This window comes from Paracoccus sp. T5 (assembly GCF_048538155.2).
GTDB lineage: Bacteria > Pseudomonadota > Alphaproteobacteria > Rhodobacterales > Rhodobacteraceae > Paracoccus.
Window position 1 is genome coordinate 1,198,621 of record NZ_CM135809.1, and the last position, 20,102, is coordinate 1,218,722.

Below are 20,102 nucleotides of genomic sequence, written 5' to 3' on the forward strand. Positions count from 1 at the left end.
TCATCCTGTGACAGCTTTTGCTTGAAACCGATTACATGGAGGCAATCGGTTAGGGGGAATCATGAAGACGATGAAGGGTCCGGGCCTGTTCCTGGCGCAGTTCGCAGGTTCGGCCGCGCCGTTCGACAGCTTTTCCGGCATCACGGCCTGGGCGGCGGATTGCGGCTATCTGGGCGTGCAGGTGCCGTCGGGACAGGCGTCGCTGATCGACCTGGATCTTGCGTCCACATCCCGGACCTATTGCGACGAACTGTCAGGTCAGGCCCGCGCGAATGGGGTGGAGATCACCGAACTGTCCGCCCATGTGCAGGGGCAGCTGGTCGCCGTTCATCCCGCCTTCGACGCGGCCTTTGACGGCTTTGCCCCTGTGCCCCTGCGCGGCGACCCCAGGGCGCGGCAGGCCTGGGCGGTGGATCAGGTGATGAAGACCATCGATGCCTCGGCGCATCTGGGGCTGGACCGGATGGCGGCCTTTTCCGGCGCGCTGGCCTGGCCTTACCTTTACCCCTGGCCGCAGCGCCCCCAAGGCTTGATCGAGACCGCCTTTGACGAACTGGCCGCGCGCTGGCGCCCGATCCTGGACCATGCCGACAGCCGCGGTGTGGACATCTGCTTCGAGATCCATCCGGGCGAGGATCTGCATGACGGGATCAGCTTCGAGATGTTCCTGGACCGCGTGGACCAGCATCCACGCGCCAGGATGCTGTACGATCCGTCGCATTACCTGCTGCAACAGCTGGATTATCTTGAGAACATCGACATCTACGCCAGCCGGATCGGCATGTTCCATGTCAAGGACGCGGAATTCAACCCGACCGGGCGGCAGGGGGTCTATGGCGGCTATCAGCCCTGGATCGACCGGGCGGGCCGATTCCGCAGCCCCGGTGACGGGCAGGTGGACTTCAAGGCGATCTTCTCGCGCCTGACCGCCGCGGGTTTCGATGGCTGGGCGGTGGTCGAGTGGGAATGCGCGCTGAAGCATCCCGAGGACGGCGCCCGCGAAGGCGCTGCCTTCGTGCGCGATCACATCATCCGCGTCACCGACCGCGCCTTTGACGATTTTGCCAATGGCGGCGCGGATCAGGCAGCGAACCTGCGGATGCTGGGGTTGGACCGATGAGCCGCCCGATCCGTATGGGCCCCATAAAACTGGGCATGGTCGGCGGCGGCGAAGGCGCGATGATCGGCAACGTCCATCGCATCGCGGCGCGGCTGGACGGCCAATTCGATCTGGTCGCGGGAGCGTTGTCCTCGGACGAGGGGCGCGCTGCGCAAAGCGCGCGCGCCATTGGGATCGCCCGCAGCTATGGCGATTTCCGCCAGATGGCGCGCGACGAGGCCGCCCGTCCCGACGGGATCGAGGCCGTGTCCGTCTGCACCCCGAACCACCTGCACGAACCGGTGTCGCGCGCGTTTCTGGAACAGGGCATCCACGTCATCTGCGACAAGCCGATGACCGCGACGCTGGACCAGGCGCATGCCCTGGCCGAACTGGCCAGACGGTCTGACGCGCTGTTCATCCTGACGCACAACTATTCCGCCTATCCGCAGATCCGGCAGGCCCGCGCGATGATCGCCCGCGGCGATATCGGCACGCTGCGGCTGGTTCAGGTCGAATACGCCCAGGATTGGCTGACCCAGGACACGGACAGCAAGCAGGCCGCGTGGCGCGGCGACCCCGATCGCGCGGGCGCCGGCGGCGCCATCGGCGACATTGGCACGCATGCGTTCCAGCTGGCGCGCTTCGTGACGGGCGAACTGCCCGACCGGCTGGCTGCGGACCTGACCAGCTTTGTGCCCGGCCGCAGGCTGGACGACAACGCGCATATCCTACTGCGCTATGCATCGGGGGCCAAGGGGATGCTGTGGGCCTCGCAGGTCGCGCCGGGAACCGAGAACGGCCTGCGCCTGCGGGTCTATGGCGACAAGGGCGGGCTGGAATGGCAGCACGACACGCCCGAGACGCTGAAATACACGCCCTTCGGCCAGCCCGCACAGATCCTGCGCCGTGCGGGTCCGGGCAGCACCCAGGACGGCAGCCGCGTGCCCCCGGGCCACCCCGAGGGATACCTGGAGGGGTTCGCGAACCTCTATGCCGAGGCCGCGCAGGCGATCCGCAGCGGTACCATGCCCGACACCCTTCCCGGCATCCGCGACGGGCTGGAGGGGTTGCAGTTCATCGACGCCTGCATCCGGTCGAACGACGCGGACGCGGCCTGGGTCCGGGTGACGCCATGACCGATCCCATCCTGGCGCTGAACGGCGTCACCAAGTCCTTTGGTCCCATCGAGATCCTGCACGGGGTCGATTTCGCCCTGCATCCCGGAGAGGTCCACGCCCTGATCGGCGAAAACGGCGCGGGCAAGTCCACGACGATGAAGATCCTGGCCGGATACCTGGACCCGACGGGCGGGCAGGTGACCTGGCAGGGCAAGCCCATCACCTTCACCGGGTCGGAGCAGGCAGAGGATCTGGGGATCATCATGATCCACCAGGAGTTCAACCTGGCCGAACATCTGTCGGTCGATCAGAACGTGTTCCTGGGCCGTGAGTTGAGGCGCGGGTTCCTGCTGGACCACAAGGCGATGCGGGCGCAGACCGCCGACCTGCTGGGCCAGTTGCAATGCCGGGTGGACCCGGGCATGCCGGTGAACCGCATCTCGGTCCCTGACAAGCAGATGGTCGAGATCGCCAAGGCCCTGTCACGCAAGGCGCGCGTGCTGATCATGGACGAACCCACCGCCGTCCTGACCGAGCGCGAGACCGAGGTCCTGTTCGCCCAGATCGACCGCCTGCGGTCTGAAGGCGTGGCGATCCTCTACACCTCGCACAAGCTGGGCGAGGTCAAGCGCATCGCCGACCGCGTGACGGTGCTGCGCGACGGCACAATGGTGCGATCAGACCTGACGGCCGAAGTGTCGGAAGACGACATGGCCGCCGCGATGGTGGGGCGCGAACTGTCCGACCTGTTCCCGCCCAAGACCGCCCACGGGGCCGAGCCGATCCTGGAGGCACGGGGCATCACCGTGCCGGGCGTCGTTCATGATGCGTCCCTGACCCTGCACCGGGGCGAGGTGCTGGGCATCGGCGGGCTGGTGGGATCGGGCCGGACCGAGCTGGCCGAGGCCATCGCCGGGCTGCGTCCCCGCAGCGGCACCGTGCGGCTGAAGGGGCAGGACCTGCCCGCGAACCACGTCGCAGGGGCGATGCGCGCGGGGCTGGTCTATCTGACCGAGGACCGCAAGGGTGCGGGCCTGCTGCTGGATAAAACCCTGCGCGAGAACCTGACCCTGGGCCAGCTGGACCGTTTCGGCAGCCCTCTGATCGACCGGAACTCCGAGGAGACGGCACTGGATGCCGCCATCGCCGATTTCGCGATCCGCGCGCCGGAGCGCGGCATGGCGGTGGGCGACCTGTCGGGGGGCAACCAGCAAAAGCTTCTGCTGGCAAAGACGCTGCTGTCGGATCCGGAGGTCGTCATCATCGACGAACCGACCCGCGGCATCGACATCGGGACCAAGCAACAGATCTATTCCCTCATCGCCAAGCTGGCCGCCGAAGGCCGCAGCATCATCGTGATCTCGTCCGAGATGCCAGAGCTGATCGGCCTCGCCGGGCGCGTCATCGTCATGCATGCCGGCCGAATCGCCGGAGAGCTGACGGACAACGCGGTCACCGAAGGCAATATCGTGCGACTGGCGATGGGGATGGACGACAGCAAAAAGGACAGTGCGGCATGAGCACGGCAACCCTTCCACAAACGCGCCGCCCCAAGGTGAACCTGGCCGTCATCGCACCTGTCGTGGCGCTGGTCGTGCTTGTCCTGATCGGCATGGCGCTGAACCCGAACTTCCTCAGCTTTGCCAACATCACGAACGTGCTGGCGCGATCGGCCTTCATCGGCATCATCGCCATCGGCATGACCTTCGTCATCACCGCGGGCGGGCTGGACCTGTCGGTCGGGTCGATGGCGGCCTTTGTCGCGGGGCTGATGATCCTGGTGATGAACCTTTTGACCGACAGCATGGGGGGCGGGCTGCCCGTGATCCTGATCGGCATCGCGCTGGCCCTGTTCACGGGACTGGCCGCGGGCTTCATCAACGGCATCCTGATTACGCGGGCGGGGATCGAGGCGTTCATCCTGACCTTGGGCACGATGGGCATCTATCGCAGCCTGGTGACCTGGCTAGCCGACGGCGGCACGCTGTCGCTGGGCTACGAGATGCGCGAGCTGTACCGCCCCGTCTATTACGACGGCATCCTGGGGATCAGCTGGCCGATCATCGTCTTTGCCGCGCTGGCGATCCTGGGAGAGATCACCATGCGGCACACCGCCTTTGGCCGGCACTGCGCCGCGATCGGATCGAACGAAAAGGTCGCCCGCTATTCGTCGGTCGCGGTGCTGCGGGTGCGGCTGATGACCTATGTCCTGCTGGGCACGCTGGTCGGCATCGCGGTCGTCATGTACGTGCCGCGCCTGGGATCGGCGTCCGCCACCACGGGTCTGTTGTGGGAGCTGGAGGCCATCGCCGCGGTCATCATCGGCGGCACGCTGCTCAAGGGCGGCTTTGGCCGGATCTGGGGCACGGTCGTGGGCGTGCTGATCCTGTCGCTGATCGGCAACCTGCTGAACCTGACCGACTTCGTCAGCCCCTATCTGAACGGTGCCATCCAGGGCGTCGTCATCATCCTTGCCGTCGTGCTGCAACGGAACACCGGCGCCGCACGCTGATTTTTCACCTGTGGGAGGAGTAACCACCATGAGAAAGACCCTGATTGCCACGACCGCCCTGATGGGCCTGACCGCTGTCCCGGCGCTGTCGGAAACCATCGGCATCTCGATCCCGGCCGCGACGCATGGCTGGGCGGGGGCGCTGAACTTTCACGCCGAACGCACCGTCGCGCGCCTGTCCGAGGCGAACCCCGACATGGAGTTCGTCCTGACCACGACCTCCGATCCCGGGCAGCAGGTGTCGGACCTGGAGGACATGGTGGCCACCCGCGGCATCGACGCGCTGGTCGTCCTGCCGTTTGAATCCGAGCCGCTGACCGGCCCGATCCAGCGCATCGCCGACAGCGGCGTCTGGGTGACCGTGGTCGACCGTGGTCTGGCCCAGGACGGCATCGAGAACCTGTATGTCGCGGGCGACAACGACAGCTTTGGCCGAACCGCCGGCCAGTATTTCGCCGACACTCTGGACGAGGGCGCCAAGGTCGTGGTGATGCGCGGCATCGCGTCCACCGTCGACAACGAGCGCGTGGCGGGCTTCGAGGCCGCGCTGGAGGGGTCGGGCGTCGAGGTCGTGGCCATGGACCACGGCAACTGGAACCGCGACACGGCCTTCAACCTGATGCAGGACTGGCTGTCGCGTTTCCCGGAAATCGACGCGGTCTGGGCGGCGGACGACGACATGGCCGTGGGCGCGCTGGCCGCCATCGACCAGGCGGGCCGCACCGACCAGATGTTCGTGGTCGGCGGCGCCGGCATGAAGGAGATGGTCCAGCGCATCCAGAACAGCGATCCGACCGTGCCGGTGAACGTGACCTATCCGCCGGCAATGATCTCAACCGCGATCGAGATGACGGTCCTGGGCCTGACATCGGGCGCGCCCATGTCGGGCGAGTTCATCATCGCGTCCGAACTGATCACCCCGGACAATGCCGATAGCTTCTATTTCGAAGACAGCCCTTATTGATCTGACATCGCGGCGCGGGTTCATCCCGCGCCGCAACCGACCCGGAGGAGGGTCAATCCGCCCCGCTGTGTAAACGGTTTCATTCTGGCGACCGGGGCCACCACACCAAGGGAGGAAGACCATGACCGATCTGTCGGACCGAATGACTGCGGCCTTGTCGCGCCGGGGCCTGTTCCAGGGGGCCGGCGCCTTGGCCTTGGGCGCATCCCTGGGCGGCGCCGCACAGGCGCAGACCGCTGGCTTGCAGGGCAACATCAACCACTCCGTCGCGCGCTGGACCTTTGGCGACATGCCGCTGGAGGATCTGTGCCAGCTGGCCCGCCAGGTGGGGCTGGGCGCGATCGACCTCTGCGGCCCCGACGACTGGCCGGTGCTGGCCCGGCACGGGCTGGCCAGTTCCATGTGCAACGGGGCCGAAATCAGCCTGGAGGATGGCTGGGCCGAACCCGCCATCCACGACCGTCTGACCGACAGCTATCTGCGCCACATCGACCTGGTGGCCGAGGCCGGCCATACCAACCTGATCCTGTTCAGCGGCAACCGCCGAGGGATGACCAACCAGGAGGGGCTGGACAATTGCGCGCGCGGGTTGGAGCGCATCCTGCCTGCCGCCGAAGGGGCAGAGGTCGTCCTGCAGATGGAGCTGCTGAACAGCCGCGTGAACCATCCCGACTACCTCTGCGACCGCAGCGCGTGGGGGGTGGCGCTGTGTGAACAGCTGGGCAGCGACAATTTCAGGCTGCTCTATGACATCTATCACATGCAGATCATGGAAGGCGACGTGATCCGCACCATCACGGACCATCACCGCTGGTTCGGCCATTACCACACCGCCGGCAATCCCGGCCGCAACGAACCCGACGCCCGGCAGGAGCTGAATTACCCCGCGATCTGCCGCGCCATCCGCGACACCGGCTTTCAGGGCTGGGTGGCGCAGGAATTCATGCCCTCGGACCCGCAGACGGCCGCGCAATCGCTGCGCGACGCCGTGCTGATCTGCGACGTCTGATCCCGCCTCAAGCAAGACCGAAAAAAGGAACGCCAGATGGCAGAGAACATGCATTACGACGCGATCGTCGTCGGATCGGGCATCAGCGGCGGTTGGGCCGCCAAGGAGCTGACCGAACGGGGCCTGAAGGTCCTGATGCTTGAACGCGGCCGCAACATCGAGCATCTGACCGATTACGTGAACGCCGACAAGGAAGCCTGGGACTATCCCCATCGCGGCACCGCGACGATCGGGATGAAGGACAACTATCCGGTCCTGTCGCGTGACTATCCGCTGAACGAGCAGACCTTTGGCATGTGGGCCAACGAGCAGGAGAACCCCTATACCGAGGCCAAGCGGTTCGACTGGTTCCGCGGCTATCATGTCGGGGGGCGGTCGCTGATGTGGGGGCGCCAGTCCTATCGCCTGTCGGACACGGACTTTTCCGCGAACGAGCGCGAGGGGATCGCGACCGACTGGCCGATCCGCTATGCCGATATCGCGCCCTGGTACGACCACGTGGAGCGGTTTGCGGGCATCTCGGGGACGCGCGAAGGGCTGGACATCCTGCCGGACGGGGAGTTCCTGCCGCCGATCCCGCTGAACATCGTCGAAGAGGACGTGGCAGCGCGGCTGCAGAAGGCCTTCGGCGGCAAGCGTTACCTGATCAACGCGCGGGTGGCCAACATCACCGAGGCCAAGCCCGAGCAGAACCGCGTGGCCTGCCAGTATCGCAACAAGTGCTGGCTGGGCTGTCCCTATGGCGCCTATTTCAGCACGCAGTCGGCCACGCTGCCGGCGGCGATGGCGACGGGCAACCTGACGCTGCGCCCGTTCTCGATCGTGAAGGAGGTCCTCTATGACAAGGACAGCAAGCGCGCCCGCGGGGTCGAGATCATCGATGCCGAAACCAACATGACCTATGAATACACCGCCGACGTGGTGTTCCTGAACGCCTCCAGCTTCAATTCGACCTGGCTGCTGATGAACTCGGCCACCGATGTCTGGGAAGGCGGTCTGGGGTCGTCCTCGGGCGAACTGGGCCATAACGTCATGGACCACCACTTCCGCGTCGGCGCCGAGGGGCGGGTCGAGGGCTATGACGACAAGTACTATTTCGGCCGCCGTCCTGCGGGCTTCTACATCCCGCGCTTCCGCAACACCGAGGGCGAGGAGCGTCCCTATACCCGCGGCTTCGGCTATCAGGGATCGGCCAGCCGTCAGGGCTGGCGGCGCGAGGTGGCCGAGCTGAACATCGGGGCCGACATGAAGGAGGCGCTGTCCAAGCCCGGCGACTGGACCATCGGCATGACCGGGTTCGGCGAGATGCTGCCCTATCATGACAACTTCATCGCGCTGGACCGCGGCACGACCGACAAATGGGGCCTGCCGGTCCTGTCGATCAGCGTCGACCTGCGCGAGAACGAGATGCGCATGCGCCAGGACATGAAGCAGGACGCGGTGGACATCCTGGAGGCCGCCGGCGTCGTCGACATCAAGCCCACCGAAAGCGACTATGCCCCGGGCATGGGCATCCACGAGATGGGAACGGCGCGGATGGGCCGCGATCCCGAAACCTCGGTCCTGAACGGCAACAACCAGGTCTGGGACGCGCCCAACGTCTATGTAACGGACGGGGCCTGCATGACCTCGGCCAGCTGCGTCAACCCTTCGCTGACCTACATGGCACTGACCGCGCGGGCGGCGGAACACGCCGTTAACGCCTTGAAGAACGGAGATCTGTGATGAACCGCCGCCAACTTTTGACGATGATCGCCGCCGTCACCGGCACGGCCATGCTGGGCGGGCAGCGCGCCTTTGCCTATCTGCCGACGCCGGTGGGCGAGAACATCTTTTCGGACGCCGACGCCGCCTTTCTGGACGAGGTGGCCGAGACGATCATCCCCGCCACCGACACGCCCGGCGCCAAGGAGGCCGGGGTCGGCGCCTTCATGACGCGCTTTGTCAGCGACTGCTATACCGCCGAGGAGCAGGCGGCCTTCCGCGAGGGGATGGAGACGCTGAAGGCCAAGGCGCAGGAGGGCTATGGCAAGCCCTTCGAGGAGCTGACGGCCGACGAACGGCGCGAAATGCTGCAGGCGGCCTCCGTCGCCGCACGCGAGGAATCGGCCCGCGCCCTGGCCGAGCTGGAGGAGCGGCGCGAGCAGTCGATCGACCAGCAGAGCTCGGCCGACACCGCCGCCGACGAGCAGCCCGAGGAGGCCGCCGAGCCGCGCATGCACTGGTTCACGCCCTTCCAGCAGCTGACCCTGTTCGGCTTCTTCACCTCCGAGGTGGGGGCGACGCAGGTGCTGCGCTATGAGCCCGTTCCGGGCGAATATATCGGCGATCTGGACTATGACGGCGAACCAGCCTGGGCCACCTGAACCCTGTTTCGGCCCCGGCACGTCCGGGGCCGCATGCCTTTCAACCAAAGGACATTGCCATGAAACTGATGACATCGATCGCCGCGCTGCTGGTGCTGGCCGCCCCGGCCCTGGCCCAGGACCTGACTCGGGAGGAGCGCCAGGCCCAGTCCCGCGTGACCGAGATCGCCGGCCCCGAACCGCGCCTGGTACAGACGCCCGAAGGCCAGCCCCCGTCGGATGCCGTCGTGCTGTTTGACGGCAGCAACCTGGACAGCTGGGAATCCGTGAACGGCGGCGCGGCCGAATGGACCGTCGAGGACGGGGCGATGCACGTCGCGCGCGGATCGGGCGACATCCGCACCACCGACAGCTTTTGCGACGTGCAGCTGCATGTCGAATGGCGGTCCCCTCCGAACACCGAGGGGCATGACAGTCAGGACCGCGGCAACAGCGGCATCTTCCTGCAAAGCCGATACGAGGTGCAGGTCTTGGACAGCCACCAGAACCCGACCTATGCGAACGGGCAGGCGGGATCGATCTACAAGCAGCACCTGCCGCTGGTGAACGCCTCGCGCGCGCCCGAGGAATGGCAGAGCTACGACATCATCTTCCAGGCGCCGGTCTTTGCCGAGGACGGGGCGCTACGCCGCCCCGCCCATATCACCGTGCTGCACAACGGCGTCGTGGTCCAGAACCACGCCCAGATCCAGGGCGCAACCGAATGGATCGGCTATCCCTCCTACGAGGCCCATGACTGCGCGCCGATCCAGCTGCAGGACCACGACGCAGATGTGGCCTTCCGCAACATCTGGGTCCGCCCGATGTGATCCCCTGATCGGCCTGCTGTCCGCGACGGGCACCGTCACGAAAAAGGGGCCGCGACAGTGTCGCGGCCCCAGTCAACCTGTCCGGCAGGGAGGTTCAGCGCGTTGCGCCATCCGGCAGGTTTTCGGTCAGGAAGGTCGCGCCGGTCATCACGACTTCGGCGGCGTCGATGGGCTGGTCATGCTCGATGATGTACCACTGCGTCCCGGCTTCCTCGGCGGCGGGCAGGATCGTGGTCCAGTCCAGCGTGCCCTCGCCCAAGGCCTTGAACCCGCGCTCGTCGGTTGCCTCGCCCTCGGGGGAATTGTCCTTGGCGTGGATCGCGAAGACGCGGCCGTCGAAGCGGCCCAGATACTCCACCGGGTCCAGGCCCCCGCGCGCGACCCAGGCCAGGTCCAGCTCGGCCATGACATCCTCGCCGGCGGCGTCCATCATGATCTCCAGCGCGGTCCGGCCGTCGAACTCGGCCATCTCGAAATCATGGTTGTGATAGGCCAGGGTCATGTCCTCGGCCTGCAGCGTCTCGCTCAGGGCGGCCAGCTCCTCGCCCAGGGCGGTCCAGCCCGCCGCATCTGCCGGACGCTCTTCTTCGGGCAGGTAAGGGACGGTGATGATGTCGTTGCCGATCGCCTTGTTGAAGTCGATCACAGCCTGCGCATCTGCCCGCAGGTCGGCCAGCTGGGCATGGGTCGAGATCGCCTCGATGCCGTACTTCTCCAGCAGGGCCGACAGGTCTTGGGCAGTGCTGTCCTGCATGCCCACGGTTTCCACCGCGGTCACGCCGGCCGCCTGCACCGCCGCCAGCTGCTCATCCAGCGTGCCGTGGTCGCGCAGCGTGTACATCTGCACCGCGATGGGCAGTTCGGCAGTCCGCGGATCCTGAGCCAGGGCGGTCGTACCCATCAGGGCAACGGCGATCAGCGACAGGCTGCCGATCTTGGCGGGACAGGCGTAGGTCATGAAATTCTCCTCACTGGGGCCCCGCTCCTCTGGGGCCTTCTCAGATGTAATGGGTTACATGCACAATGAAAAGGATTACAAACATCAAGGGTGGCAAGATCCCGCCGGTATGCGTCCGCGGTCGGGCGCGCCGCCAAGGCTGCGGCATCTGTATTTTCGTCATGAATCTGTCGTGAAGGTTGATTGTGCGGACGATCCCGCCTAGGCACCCGCTGCCGCATACAAGGACCCGCCATGGCCCAGAACGACTTCGACACCCGCCATCTCGAGACGCTGGACCGCGACCTTGGTCGCTTCTCGAACCTCGAAACCGCGACTGCCTATGTCTCGCGCCCCCTTGTGGCGCCGGGCGTGGCCTTGGCCTTCGTGCTGCTGGCCGGGCTGGGCGCGATGGTGGCCTTCGGCGACACCAGCAACACGCTGATCGTCGTCATGGCCGCCATCTTCGGGGCCTACATGGCGCTGAACATCGGGGCGAACGATGTGGCCAACAACATGGGTCCGGCGGTGGGCGCCAATGCCCTGACCATGGGCGGCGCCATCGCGATCGCCGCGGTCTTCGAAACCGCCGGTGCCCTGATCGCGGGGGGCGATGTTGTCGGCACCATCTCGCGCGGGATCATCGCGCCCGAAAGCATCGGCACGCCGGCGGTCTTCGTCTGGGCGATGATGGCGGCGCTGCTGTCCTCGGCGCTCTGGGTCAACCTGGCGACCTGGATCGGGGCCCCGGTCTCGACCACGCATTCGGTCGTGGGGGGCGTGATGGGGGCAGGGATCGCCGCCGCGGGCTTTGGCGCGGTCAACTGGCCCACCATGGGCACCATCGCCGCCAGCTGGGTTGTCTCTCCGCTGCTGGGCGGGCTGATCGCGGCGGGCTTCCTGTGGTTCATCAAGGCGCGCATCATCTATCGCCACGACAAGATCGCCGCCGCCCGTGTCTGGGTGCCGGTCCTCGTGGGCATCATGGCAGGGGCCTTCACGGCCTACCTGGCGCTCAAGGGGCTCAGCAAGGTGGTCAAGGTGTCCTTCGGGCATTCGCTGCTGATCGGGGCGGTCCTGGGACTTGTCGTCTGGCTGGTGATGATCCCGGTGATCCGGCGCCAGTCCCGCGGCCTGGAGAACCGGAACAAGTCGCTGAAGGTGCTGTTCGGCATCCCGCTGGTGGTTTCGGCGGCGCTTCTCAGCTTTGCGCATGGCGCCAATGACGTGGCCAATGCCGTCGGGCCGCTGGCCGCGATCGTGCAGGCCTCGGCCTCGGGCAGCCTGACCGAGGCGGTTTCCATCCCGCTCTGGGTGATGCTGATCGGCGCCTTCGGGCTGTCCTTCGGCCTCTTCCTCTTCGGCCCCAAGCTGATCCGCATGGTGGGCAGCCAGATCACCAAGCTGAACCCGATGCGCGCCTATTGCGTGGCGCTGTCGGCGGCGCTGACGGTGATTGTGGCCAGCTGGCTGGGTCTGCCGGTCAGTTCGACGCATATCGCGGTGGGTGCGATCTTCGGCGTGGGCTTTTTCCGCGAATGGGATGCCGAACGGCGCCTGCGGGCCGCGCAGGGCAGTGTTCCCGAACGCCCCCGCCTCGGCCCCGAGGAGCGCAGCCGGCGCAAGCTGGTGCGCCGGTCGCATGTGATGACCATCGCGGCGGCCTGGATCGTGACCGTTCCGGCGGCGGCTGCCCTGTCGGCGGTGCTGTTCCTGGCGCTGCGGCAGATCGGCGGCTAGGCCCGCGCCCGGCAGGCCTCCAGCCAGTCGCGCAGCGCGACAAGGGCAGGGGCTTCGTCCAGCCAGGGAATATGGGCGCGGCCGGGGACCTCGGTCACGGCCAGATCGGGCCGGCGGCGCTGCATCTCGGCCACCACGGCGGGGGAAAGAAGGTCCGAATTCGCGCCGCGGATCACCGCCACCGGCAGCCCCGCCGTCGCCTCCCACAGCGGCCAGAGATCGACCTGGTCGCCCCCGAAGGCGGCCAGAAAGGCGTCTCGCAGGGCGGGGTCATAGTTGATCCGCAACCCGGCCTCGGTCTGCAGATAGTGGCGCTGCACGTCCTCCAGCCAGCGCCCCTCGGGAACATCGTCAAAACCCGGCATCAGCGCAGGCAGACGCGCCGCCAGTTCCTCATGGGTCCGCGCCGCAGGGTTGCGCCCCACATAGTCGAAGATCCGCTCCAGCCCCGCCTGCTCGATCTCGGGGCCGACGTCGTTCAGGCAGAGGCCCAGCAGGCGCTCCTGCGCCGTGGCCGCCAGGAACATCCCGTTCAGTCCCCCGCGGGAGGTGCCCAACACCGCTGCCCGGCTGATACCCAGGTGATCCAGCAGCTCGACCGCGTCGCGCGCCTCGCGCGGAACGGTATAGGTCTCGGCGCCGGTCCAGGCAGAGCCGCCGCGGCCCCGGTAATCCATCCGGATCAGGCGGACCCCGGACAGATGCGCCGCGACATAGTCGAAATCGGCCATCGTGCGGGTCAGGCCGGCCAGGCACAGCAGCGGCAGCCCCTCGCCCTCGTCGGAATAGGCCAGGCGGGCCCCGTCGCTTGCCACAAACTCAGCCATGTCCCGCATCTTCTCCGTTGTGGAAATACCCCGGGGGTCCGGGGGCTGGCCCCCGGTCCTGCGTCACAGGTTCTCGCTCTGCGGCATCCCCAGGACGTGATAGCCGCCGTCGACGGTCACGATCTCGCCCGTGGTGCAGGCGCCCCAATCCGACAGCAGCCAGACCGCCGTGCCGCCGATTGCCTCCAGCGTGGCATTGGCGCGCAAGGGGGAATTGGCCTCGGTGTGGCGGAAGGTCTTGCGCGCGCCGCCGATGGCCGCACCGGCCAGGGTCTTCATCGGGCCCGGGCTGATGGCGTTCACACGGATGCCATCTGGACCCAGGTCATTGGCCAGATAGCGCACGCTGCTTTCCAGTGCCGCCTTGGCGACGCCCATGACATTATAGAAGGGTGTCACCCGGTTCGACCCGCCATAGGTCAGCGTGATAATCGTGCCGCCTTCGGCCATCATCGGATGGGCCCGCCGCGCCACGTCGATCAGCGAATAGCAGCTGATCTCCAGGCTGCGCTTGAAATTGGCGCGGCTGGTGTTCATGAACCGGCCGGTCAATTCGTCCTTGTTGGAAAAGGCGATGGCGTGGATCACGAAATCCAGCTTACCCCACCGCTCGGCGATCTGGCCAAAGGCCGCGTCCAGCGAGGCGTCATCGGTAACATCCACATCGACCAGAAGGTCCGAGCCGACCGAGGCGGCCAGCGGTTCGACCCGCTTGCCGAAGGCCTCGCCCTGATAGCTGAACGCCAGTTCCGCGCCCTCGGCCGCCACTGCGCGCGCGATGCCCCAGGCAATGGACCGGTCATTCGCGACCCCCATCACAAGGCCGCGTTTGCCCTTCAGAAGATCACTCATCACCGGCCCTCTATGTTTTTTTATGTCATTCCAGGTATCGAGACATCAGCAGCGTCGCATTGGTGCCGCCGAAGCCGAAGCTGTTCGACAGGACCGAATCCAACCCTGCGTTGTCGATACGGCTGGTGGCAATCTCGCCCGGTTGAATTTCGGGGTCCAGTGTCTCGACGTTTGCGGAGGCTGCAATGAAGTCATTTTGCAACATCAGCAGGCTGTAGATCGCCTCGTGGACGCCCGTGGCGCCAAGCGAATGACCGGTCAGCGACTTGGTCGAGCTGATCGGCGGGGTCGCGCCCTCGCCGAAGATGCGGCGGATGGCACGGACCTCGCCCAGGTCGCCGACGGGGGTCGAAGTGCCATGAGCATTGATATAGTTGACCTGGCGCCCCTCGGGCAGCGTTTCCAGCGCCACGCGCATCGCACGTTCGCCGCCCTCGCCCGAGGGTGCCACCATGTCATAGCCGTCCGAGGTCGCGCCATAGCCCGTCACTTCGGCATATATCTTGGCGCCGCGCGCCAGCGCATGGGACAGTTCCTCCAGCACCACGACGCCACCGCCGCCTGCGATCACGAACCCGTCGCGCGTCGCGTCATAGGGGCGCGATGCGATCTGGGGCGTGTCGTTGTATTTCGACGACATCGCGCCCATCGCGTCGAAAAGGCAAGACAGGGTCCAGTCCAGCTCCTCGCCACCGCCGGCAAAGACGATGTCCTGCTTGCCCATCTGGATCTGCTCGACGCCGTTGCCGATGCAATGCGCGGAGGTCGCGCAGGCCGAGGTGATCGAATAGTTCACGCCCTTGATCTTGAAGGGCGTGGCCAGGCAGGCCGAGTTGGTGGACGACATGCAGCGCGTCACCATGAAGGGGCCCATGCGCTTGGGCGCGCCCTTCTCGATGACGATTTGGTGGGCTTCGAAGAAGTTCGAGGTCGAGGGCCCGCCCGACCCCATGATCAGGCCGGTGCGCGGGTTCGACACGTCGCCTTCGTCCAGGCCGCTGTCCTTGATCGCCTGTTCCATGGCGATAAAGTTATAGGCCGCCCCCGGGCCCATGAAGCGCAGGTTGCGCTTGTCGATGTGATCTTCCAGCACGATCTGCGGCATGCCGTGGATCTGGCTGCGAAAGCCGTGTTCGGCGTATTCGGGCGCAAAAACGATGCCCGAGCGCCCCGTGCGCAGGCTTTCGGTGACCTCGTCGGCATTGTTGCCGATGGGCGAAACGATCCCGAGACCGGTGATGACGACGCGGCGCATAAGGGCCTCCTTCCGAATGTGTCAGTTGGCCGACAGGGCCACTTTCATGTCCTTGACCTGATAGATCAGCTCTCCGTCGGCTTCCACCCGGCCATCCGCCACTCCCATGGTCAGACGGCGGGTCTGGACCGCCTTCGTGAAGTCCACGGTATAGCGCAGCATCTTGCGGTCGGGGCGAACCATGCCGGTCAGCTTGACCTCGCCCACGCCAAGCGCATAGCCGCGCCCCTGCCAGCCGCGCCAGCCCAGGTTAAAGCCGGTCAGCTGCCACAGCCCGTCAAGGCCCAGGCAGCCGGGCATGATCGGATTGCCGGGGAAATGGCAGGCAAAGAACCACAGGTCGGGGGTGATATCGAATTCCGCGACCACATGCCCCTTGCCATGTTCGCCCCGATCCTCGGAGATGTCGGTGATGCGGTCCATCATCAGCATGGGCGGTTCGGGCAGCTGCGCGTTGCCGGGGCCGAACAGCTCTCCGCGCGCGCAGGCAAGCAGATCGTCGCGGTCAAAGCTGGTCTGGGTCATCGCCATGAGGATCGTGCCTTCCATCTGTGGCCCTGCGGCCGGTCGTCCGTTCAAGTTGCCGCAGCGTCTACCATCTGGGGTCAAGAACGCGCAAGGGCAAGGCTGGGTCCGTCAGAACCACTGGCCCGGCTCCATCAGACCCAACTCCATCAGCTGCTGGCTGTTCCAGTCGAACCGGCACGAGTTGCGCCAGGTCATGTCGTGGATGCTGTCGCGCGAACCGGGATTGGTCGTCAGCGCCTTGGCCACCCGGAACGAGGCGATGGCGGCCGTCAGGTTGTGATGCCAGGGACAGGCATAGGTGTTGTACTCCTCGACCGAAAAGCGGTGGTCGGGCAGCACCTTCAGCCCCCGCGCGGCGCGGAACAGCGCGATCCGGTCGATCCGGCGGCGATCCGCCGGCAGAAGCTCTTCGTAGCGCCAGCGCAAGCCGCCGTAGAAGTCCAGCTGCCGGTCGCGGGCCTTGCCGTCGGGGCCCGGCCGGCCAAGCGCGTAATAGCCGGTGCGGTCGAACATCGCGCCGTCCAGATCGACCGCGTTTGGTGTCCGCGACAGGTCCGGCGCATAGACGTCCACCACATAGGTCAGCATGGCGCGGCGGCGTTCCTCGGCGTGAAAGGCCAGCATCTCGCCCACGCTGCGGGTCTCGCAGAAGGGATAGAACAGGAACTCGGCGTTGAAGCAGTAATAAAGCCACGTCCCCTCGGGGACCGCCGCGATCAGGGCGTTGACGGCATCCACATGCGCGTTCGGTCGGCGGGTGTCGTGGCGCAGCTGCGTGACCTGTGCGTCCAGGTCGCCCGGCAGGTCGCGGGGCTGGCCCGACAACAGCAACACATGCCGAAAGCCGCGGCGGAGGTGATGGACGACCGTCTCCTCCAGCGCCACCTGGTCCTCGGCCAGGATCAGGGCGATCGGCCCTTTGCGCAGCACCGCCGGCCTGTCGGCCAGAAAGGCCGCGAAGTCGGACCCAGGCCGCGCCGGCATCAGCGCATCACGGCCTTGACCTGCGCCAGCGCGGCGCGGAGCAGTTCGGGATTGTCCGCCGATGTCTCGACCAGCCGCTTCAGCGTGGCCTTTTGCGGGTCGGGCAGGCGGGCGTCGTCGATGATCCGGTTCACCTGAGCGCGGTCAAAGCCCTCGGGCGTCAGCGCAGCCTCGATGCGGGCGGCGACAGATGCCGCATCGGCCGTATCGGCGGCGGCGGTGGCGGCGTCCAGGGCCGCCGTTGCCGCGACGCTGGCGGCCTCGGCCGGGGGAAGCGACGGCGCGTCGCCCGTCCCTCCGGAGGCGGCGGCGGCGGCACGGTCGGCGGCAGCCAAGGCAGCCTCGGCCGCGGCTTCGGCGGCATCCGCGGCGGTGCTGGCGGTTCCGGTTTCGGTCGAAGCGCGGGCGGCCTCGGCCGCCGCATCGGCGGCGATGGCGGCCGCATCTGCCGCGGCGTCGGCCGCCGCATCGGCGGCAGCCTCCCCGGCGGCCGCGTCACCCGCCGGAACGGCGTCGGCCACCTCGGCTGCGGTCTCGGCGCTTTCGGCGGCGGCGTCAGCCCGTTGCGCAGCATCGCCCGCGGGCGTCGGCGGCAGCGGCTCGGCCAGTTCGGCCGTCGCGCTGTCGCGTCCTTGGTCGGCGTTCTGCATCCAGAACCACCCGCCGCCGGCCAGCAGCACCAGAATCACAACGATCGGCAACAGTCTCGACATCCGGTACCCCTGACCCTCAGGCTTTTCTTTCAGCCTCTATGGCACAGCGCGGGGGGCCAGAAAAGCCGCGCCTACCCCCGGCAGCGCGCCGAGCGGTGCGATAGATGCCGTTTTAGCGGCCCATCTCCTTCAAATTCGGTTGAAACGCGGCGCGCGCGGCCTTATTTTCTCTGCACTTCCGCCTTGGCTATAAAAGGAGCAACGCCATAGCCCGTCGACCGCATAATGCACCGCCCACCCGCGACACCGGCCCCCGTACCAACGAACGGATCCGCGTGTCCGAGATCCGCCTGATTGGCGCTGACGGAGAGAATGTCGGCGTCGTGCCGCCTTCGGTCGGCCTCCAATTGGCGCAGGACGCCGGGCTGGATCTGGTCGAGATTTCGCCGAATGCGACCCCCCCGGTCTGCAAGGTCATGGACCTCGGCAAGTACAAGTACGAAATGCAGAAGCGCGAGGCCGAGGCCCGCAAGAAGCAGAAGGTGATCGAGGTCAAGGAGATCAAATTCCGTCCGGGAACCGATACCCATGACTACGACGTCAAGATGCGCAGCGTGCTGAAGTTCCTGGAGGGCGGCGACAAGGTCAAGGTGACCCTGCGCTTCCGCGGCCGCGAGATGGCCCACCAGGACCTGGGCCTGGAACTGCTGAACCGGGTCCGTGACGATGTGGGCGAGGCCGGCAAGGTCGAATCCATGCCCAAGCTGGAAGGCCGGCAGATGGTGATGATGATCGCACCCCGCTGATCCTTCGGCGGACTGCGACGATTTCGAGGCCGCGTGGGCATTGCCGCGCGGCCTTTTGCATTGCAAGGATGCGCCTCATGAGCGACGCCCCCCTGATCCGACTGATGCGCCTGCCGGGGTTCGACCCGGACGTGCCCTTGCCCCGCTATCAGACACGGGGCGCGGCGGGGGCGGATCTGTGCGCCAACCTGCCGCCCGACCAGCGCGCCACCGGCATCACGCTGCCCCCCCTGGGCCGCACGCTGATCCCCACCGGCCTTGCCCTGGCGATCCCGGATGGGTGGGAGGTGCAGATCCGCCCGCGCTCGGGGCTGGCGCTGAAGCATGGGGTGACCCTGCCCAACAGCCCCGGCACGATCGACAGCGACTATCGCGGGCCTCTTGGAGTGATCCTGCTGAACCTGGGGGAGGCGCCCTTCACCATCCGCCACGGTGACCGCATGGCGCAAATGGTCGTGGCCCCGGCGCCGCAGGCCGCGTTTCACCTGGTCGAGGCTCTGGACGATACTCCACGCGGCGCGGGCGGCTTTGGTTCCACCGGAATGGGGGCTGCCTGATGCTGGGCCTGTGGCTGATCGTCCTGCTGCTGATCCTGGGCCGCGTGCTGCGGCTGCCCCGGTCGATGACGCTGGCGATGGTGGGCGCGCTGTGGCTGGGCATCCTGGCCCTGCACCTTGTGGCGCCCGGTGGCGCGGCGGCAGGGTCCGTCGGAGGGAACGCGGCCGGCTGGCTGGTGCTGGGGGTCTTTGCGGTGCTGGTGCTGGGATATCGCCGCCTGCTGGCCCGGCTGCGCAGCCGGGCGGCCGCGCCCTCGCAGCCTTCGCCCGCGCCCGCGCCCGACCCGGGCCTGTCGGAGGCCGAGATCGAGCGCTATGCCCGCCACTTGGTGCTGCACCAAGTCGGCGGCGCGGGCCAGATGCGGCTGCGCGGGGCGCGGGTCCTGGTCGTGGGGGCGGGGGGCCTCGGCTCTCCGCTGTGCCTCTATCTGGCGGCGGCGGGGGTGGGACATGTGACGCTGGCCGACGACGACACGGTGACGCTATCGAACCTGCAGCGGCAGGTGATCTTTCGCGACGATCTGCGCGGCGAACCCAAGTCCTATGCCGCAGCCGAGGCGATGCTGAAGCTGAACCCGCATCTGGACGTGACGCCATTGATCCGCCGCGTCACCGAAGCCGACACCGACCTGATCGCCGGCCATGACCTGGTCATCGACGGGACCGACAGCTTTGCGGGACGCGCCGCGATCAACCGGGCCTGCGTCGCGGCCGGCGTGCCCCTGATCTGGGGCGCCATCGGCCAGTGGGAGGGGCAGGTCACCCTGTTCGACCCTGCGCGCGGCGGTCCCTGCATGGCCTGCCTGTTCCCGCAGGCCCCCGAACGCGACGCCCCCTGCGCCGAGGCCGGGGTCATTGGCGCGCTGCCCGGCGTGATCGGCAGCATCATGGCGCTGGAGGCGATCAAGCACCTGACCGGCGCGGGGCAGGGGCTGCGCGGCCGCATGATGCTGTTCGACGGGCTGTACGGCGAAAGCCGGATGATCGGCACCGCGCGCAATCCCGACTGCCCGGTCTGCGCAGGGAAATCGGCTCTGGCACCCGACGCGGCGCGCTCCTAGGCTGGCCTCCGATCAAGGAGGT

20 protein-coding genes are annotated in these 20,102 nt (G+C 67.1%); 13 read left to right on the top strand and 7 right to left on the bottom strand.

Annotated features, from left to right (window positions below; genetic code table 11):
* Positions 1–61: 61 nt before the first annotated feature.
* The 9 genes from ACNR9W_RS05915 (at position 62) to ACNR9W_RS05955 (ending at position 9,880) form a co-directional block, all read left to right on the top strand.
* Positions 62–1,120 carry a sugar phosphate isomerase/epimerase family protein gene (locus tag ACNR9W_RS05915; RefSeq protein WP_419267936.1) on the top strand — a complete coding sequence of 353 codons (1,059 nt, stop codon included), beginning with the start codon at positions 62–64 and terminating at the stop codon, positions 1,118–1,120.
* Positions 1,117–2,238, top strand: coding sequence for a Gfo/Idh/MocA family protein (locus ACNR9W_RS05920; protein ID WP_419267937.1), 1,122 nt, complete (start codon positions 1,117–1,119; stop codon positions 2,236–2,238). The genes ACNR9W_RS05915 and ACNR9W_RS05920 overlap by 4 nt, the downstream gene beginning before the upstream one ends.
* Positions 2,235–3,740 (top strand): sugar ABC transporter ATP-binding protein, encoded by a 1,506-nt coding sequence (locus tag ACNR9W_RS05925; RefSeq protein ID WP_419267938.1) that lies wholly within the window; start codon positions 2,235–2,237, stop codon positions 3,738–3,740. The genes ACNR9W_RS05920 and ACNR9W_RS05925 overlap by 4 nt, the downstream gene beginning before the upstream one ends.
* Complete coding sequence (locus ACNR9W_RS05930; RefSeq protein ID WP_419267939.1) at positions 3,737–4,732, top strand: ABC transporter permease; 996 nt, start codon at positions 3,737–3,739, stop codon at positions 4,730–4,732. Before ACNR9W_RS05925 ends, ACNR9W_RS05930 begins: the two co-directional genes overlap by 4 nt.
* A gap of 28 nt (positions 4,733–4,760) precedes the next feature.
* Entirely contained in the window at positions 4,761–5,696 is a 936-nt protein-coding gene (locus ACNR9W_RS05935) for an ABC transporter substrate-binding protein (protein ID WP_419267940.1), read from the top strand.
* A 121-nt stretch (positions 5,697–5,817) separates the two neighbouring features.
* Positions 5,818–6,705 (top strand): hydroxypyruvate isomerase family protein, encoded by an 888-nt coding sequence (locus tag ACNR9W_RS05940; RefSeq protein WP_419267941.1) that lies wholly within the window; start codon positions 5,818–5,820, stop codon positions 6,703–6,705.
* A gap of 36 nt (positions 6,706–6,741) precedes the next feature.
* On the top strand, positions 6,742–8,430 hold the full coding sequence (locus ACNR9W_RS05945; RefSeq protein WP_419267942.1) for a GMC oxidoreductase: 1,689 nt from the start codon (positions 6,742–6,744) through the stop codon (positions 8,428–8,430).
* Entirely contained in the window at positions 8,430–9,071 is a 642-nt protein-coding gene (locus tag ACNR9W_RS05950) for a gluconate 2-dehydrogenase subunit 3 family protein (protein ID WP_419267943.1), read from the top strand. Before ACNR9W_RS05945 ends, ACNR9W_RS05950 begins: the two co-directional genes overlap by 1 nt.
* A gap of 59 nt (positions 9,072–9,130) precedes the next feature.
* Complete coding sequence (locus tag ACNR9W_RS05955; protein ID WP_419267944.1) at positions 9,131–9,880, top strand: 3-keto-disaccharide hydrolase; 750 nt, start codon at positions 9,131–9,133, stop codon at positions 9,878–9,880.
* 94 nt (positions 9,881–9,974) lie between these two features.
* Here the strand turns inward: ACNR9W_RS05955 and ACNR9W_RS05960 are convergent, their stop codons facing one another.
* The gene (locus ACNR9W_RS05960) at positions 9,975–10,838 is read right to left on the bottom strand and encodes a sugar phosphate isomerase/epimerase family protein (protein WP_419267945.1); all 864 of its coding nucleotides are present in this window, start codon (positions 10,836–10,838) and stop codon (positions 9,975–9,977) included.
* Between the two features lie 234 nt (positions 10,839–11,072).
* On the opposite strand from ACNR9W_RS05960, the gene ACNR9W_RS05965 reads away from it, so the two are divergent.
* Complete coding sequence (locus tag ACNR9W_RS05965) at positions 11,073–12,557, top strand: inorganic phosphate transporter (protein ID WP_419267946.1); 1,485 nt, start codon at positions 11,073–11,075, stop codon at positions 12,555–12,557.
* Here ACNR9W_RS05965 and ACNR9W_RS05970 read toward each other — a convergent pair.
* From ACNR9W_RS05970 to ACNR9W_RS05995, 6 genes are all read right to left on the bottom strand, one after another.
* Positions 12,554–13,384 carry an alpha/beta fold hydrolase gene (locus ACNR9W_RS05970; RefSeq protein ID WP_419267947.1) on the bottom strand — a complete coding sequence of 277 codons (831 nt, stop codon included), beginning with the start codon at positions 13,382–13,384 and terminating at the stop codon, positions 12,554–12,556. The genes ACNR9W_RS05965 and ACNR9W_RS05970 overlap by 4 nt on opposite strands.
* A gap of 63 nt (positions 13,385–13,447) precedes the next feature.
* Entirely contained in the window at positions 13,448–14,236 is a 789-nt protein-coding gene (locus tag ACNR9W_RS05975) for an enoyl-ACP reductase FabI (protein WP_419267948.1), read from the bottom strand.
* A gap of 25 nt (positions 14,237–14,261) precedes the next feature.
* Positions 14,262–15,491 carry a beta-ketoacyl-ACP synthase I gene (gene fabB, locus ACNR9W_RS05980; protein ID WP_419267949.1) on the bottom strand — a complete coding sequence of 410 codons (1,230 nt, stop codon included), beginning with the start codon at positions 15,489–15,491 and terminating at the stop codon, positions 14,262–14,264.
* A 21-nt stretch (positions 15,492–15,512) separates the two neighbouring features.
* Positions 15,513–16,022, bottom strand: a complete 510-nt coding sequence (fabA, locus tag ACNR9W_RS05985; RefSeq protein ID WP_419268342.1) for a bifunctional 3-hydroxydecanoyl-ACP dehydratase/trans-2-decenoyl-ACP isomerase — start codon at positions 16,020–16,022, stop codon at positions 15,513–15,515.
* 105 nt (positions 16,023–16,127) lie between these two features.
* Positions 16,128–17,003 (bottom strand): glycosyltransferase family 2 protein, encoded by an 876-nt coding sequence (locus ACNR9W_RS05990; protein WP_419267950.1) that lies wholly within the window; start codon positions 17,001–17,003, stop codon positions 16,128–16,130.
* Positions 17,003–17,716: a hypothetical protein gene (locus tag ACNR9W_RS05995; RefSeq protein ID WP_419267951.1), complete on the bottom strand. Its 714-nt coding sequence runs from the start codon at positions 17,714–17,716 to the stop codon at positions 17,003–17,005. The genes ACNR9W_RS05990 and ACNR9W_RS05995 overlap by 1 nt, the downstream gene beginning before the upstream one ends.
* 275 nt (positions 17,717–17,991) lie before the next feature.
* Between ACNR9W_RS05995 and infC the strand changes: the two genes are divergently transcribed.
* The 3 genes from infC (at position 17,992) to ACNR9W_RS06010 (ending at position 20,080) form a co-directional block, all read left to right on the top strand.
* Positions 17,992–18,462, top strand: coding sequence for a translation initiation factor IF-3 (gene infC / locus ACNR9W_RS06000; protein WP_318272635.1), 471 nt, complete (start codon positions 17,992–17,994; stop codon positions 18,460–18,462).
* A gap of 104 nt (positions 18,463–18,566) precedes the next feature.
* Complete coding sequence (gene dut, locus ACNR9W_RS06005; RefSeq protein WP_419268344.1) at positions 18,567–19,019, top strand: dUTP diphosphatase; 453 nt, start codon at positions 18,567–18,569, stop codon at positions 19,017–19,019.
* Positions 19,019–20,080, top strand: a complete 1,062-nt coding sequence (locus ACNR9W_RS06010) for a HesA/MoeB/ThiF family protein (RefSeq protein WP_419267952.1) — start codon at positions 19,019–19,021, stop codon at positions 20,078–20,080. Before dut ends, ACNR9W_RS06010 begins: the two co-directional genes overlap by 1 nt.
* Positions 20,081–20,102: the final 22 nt, after the last annotated feature.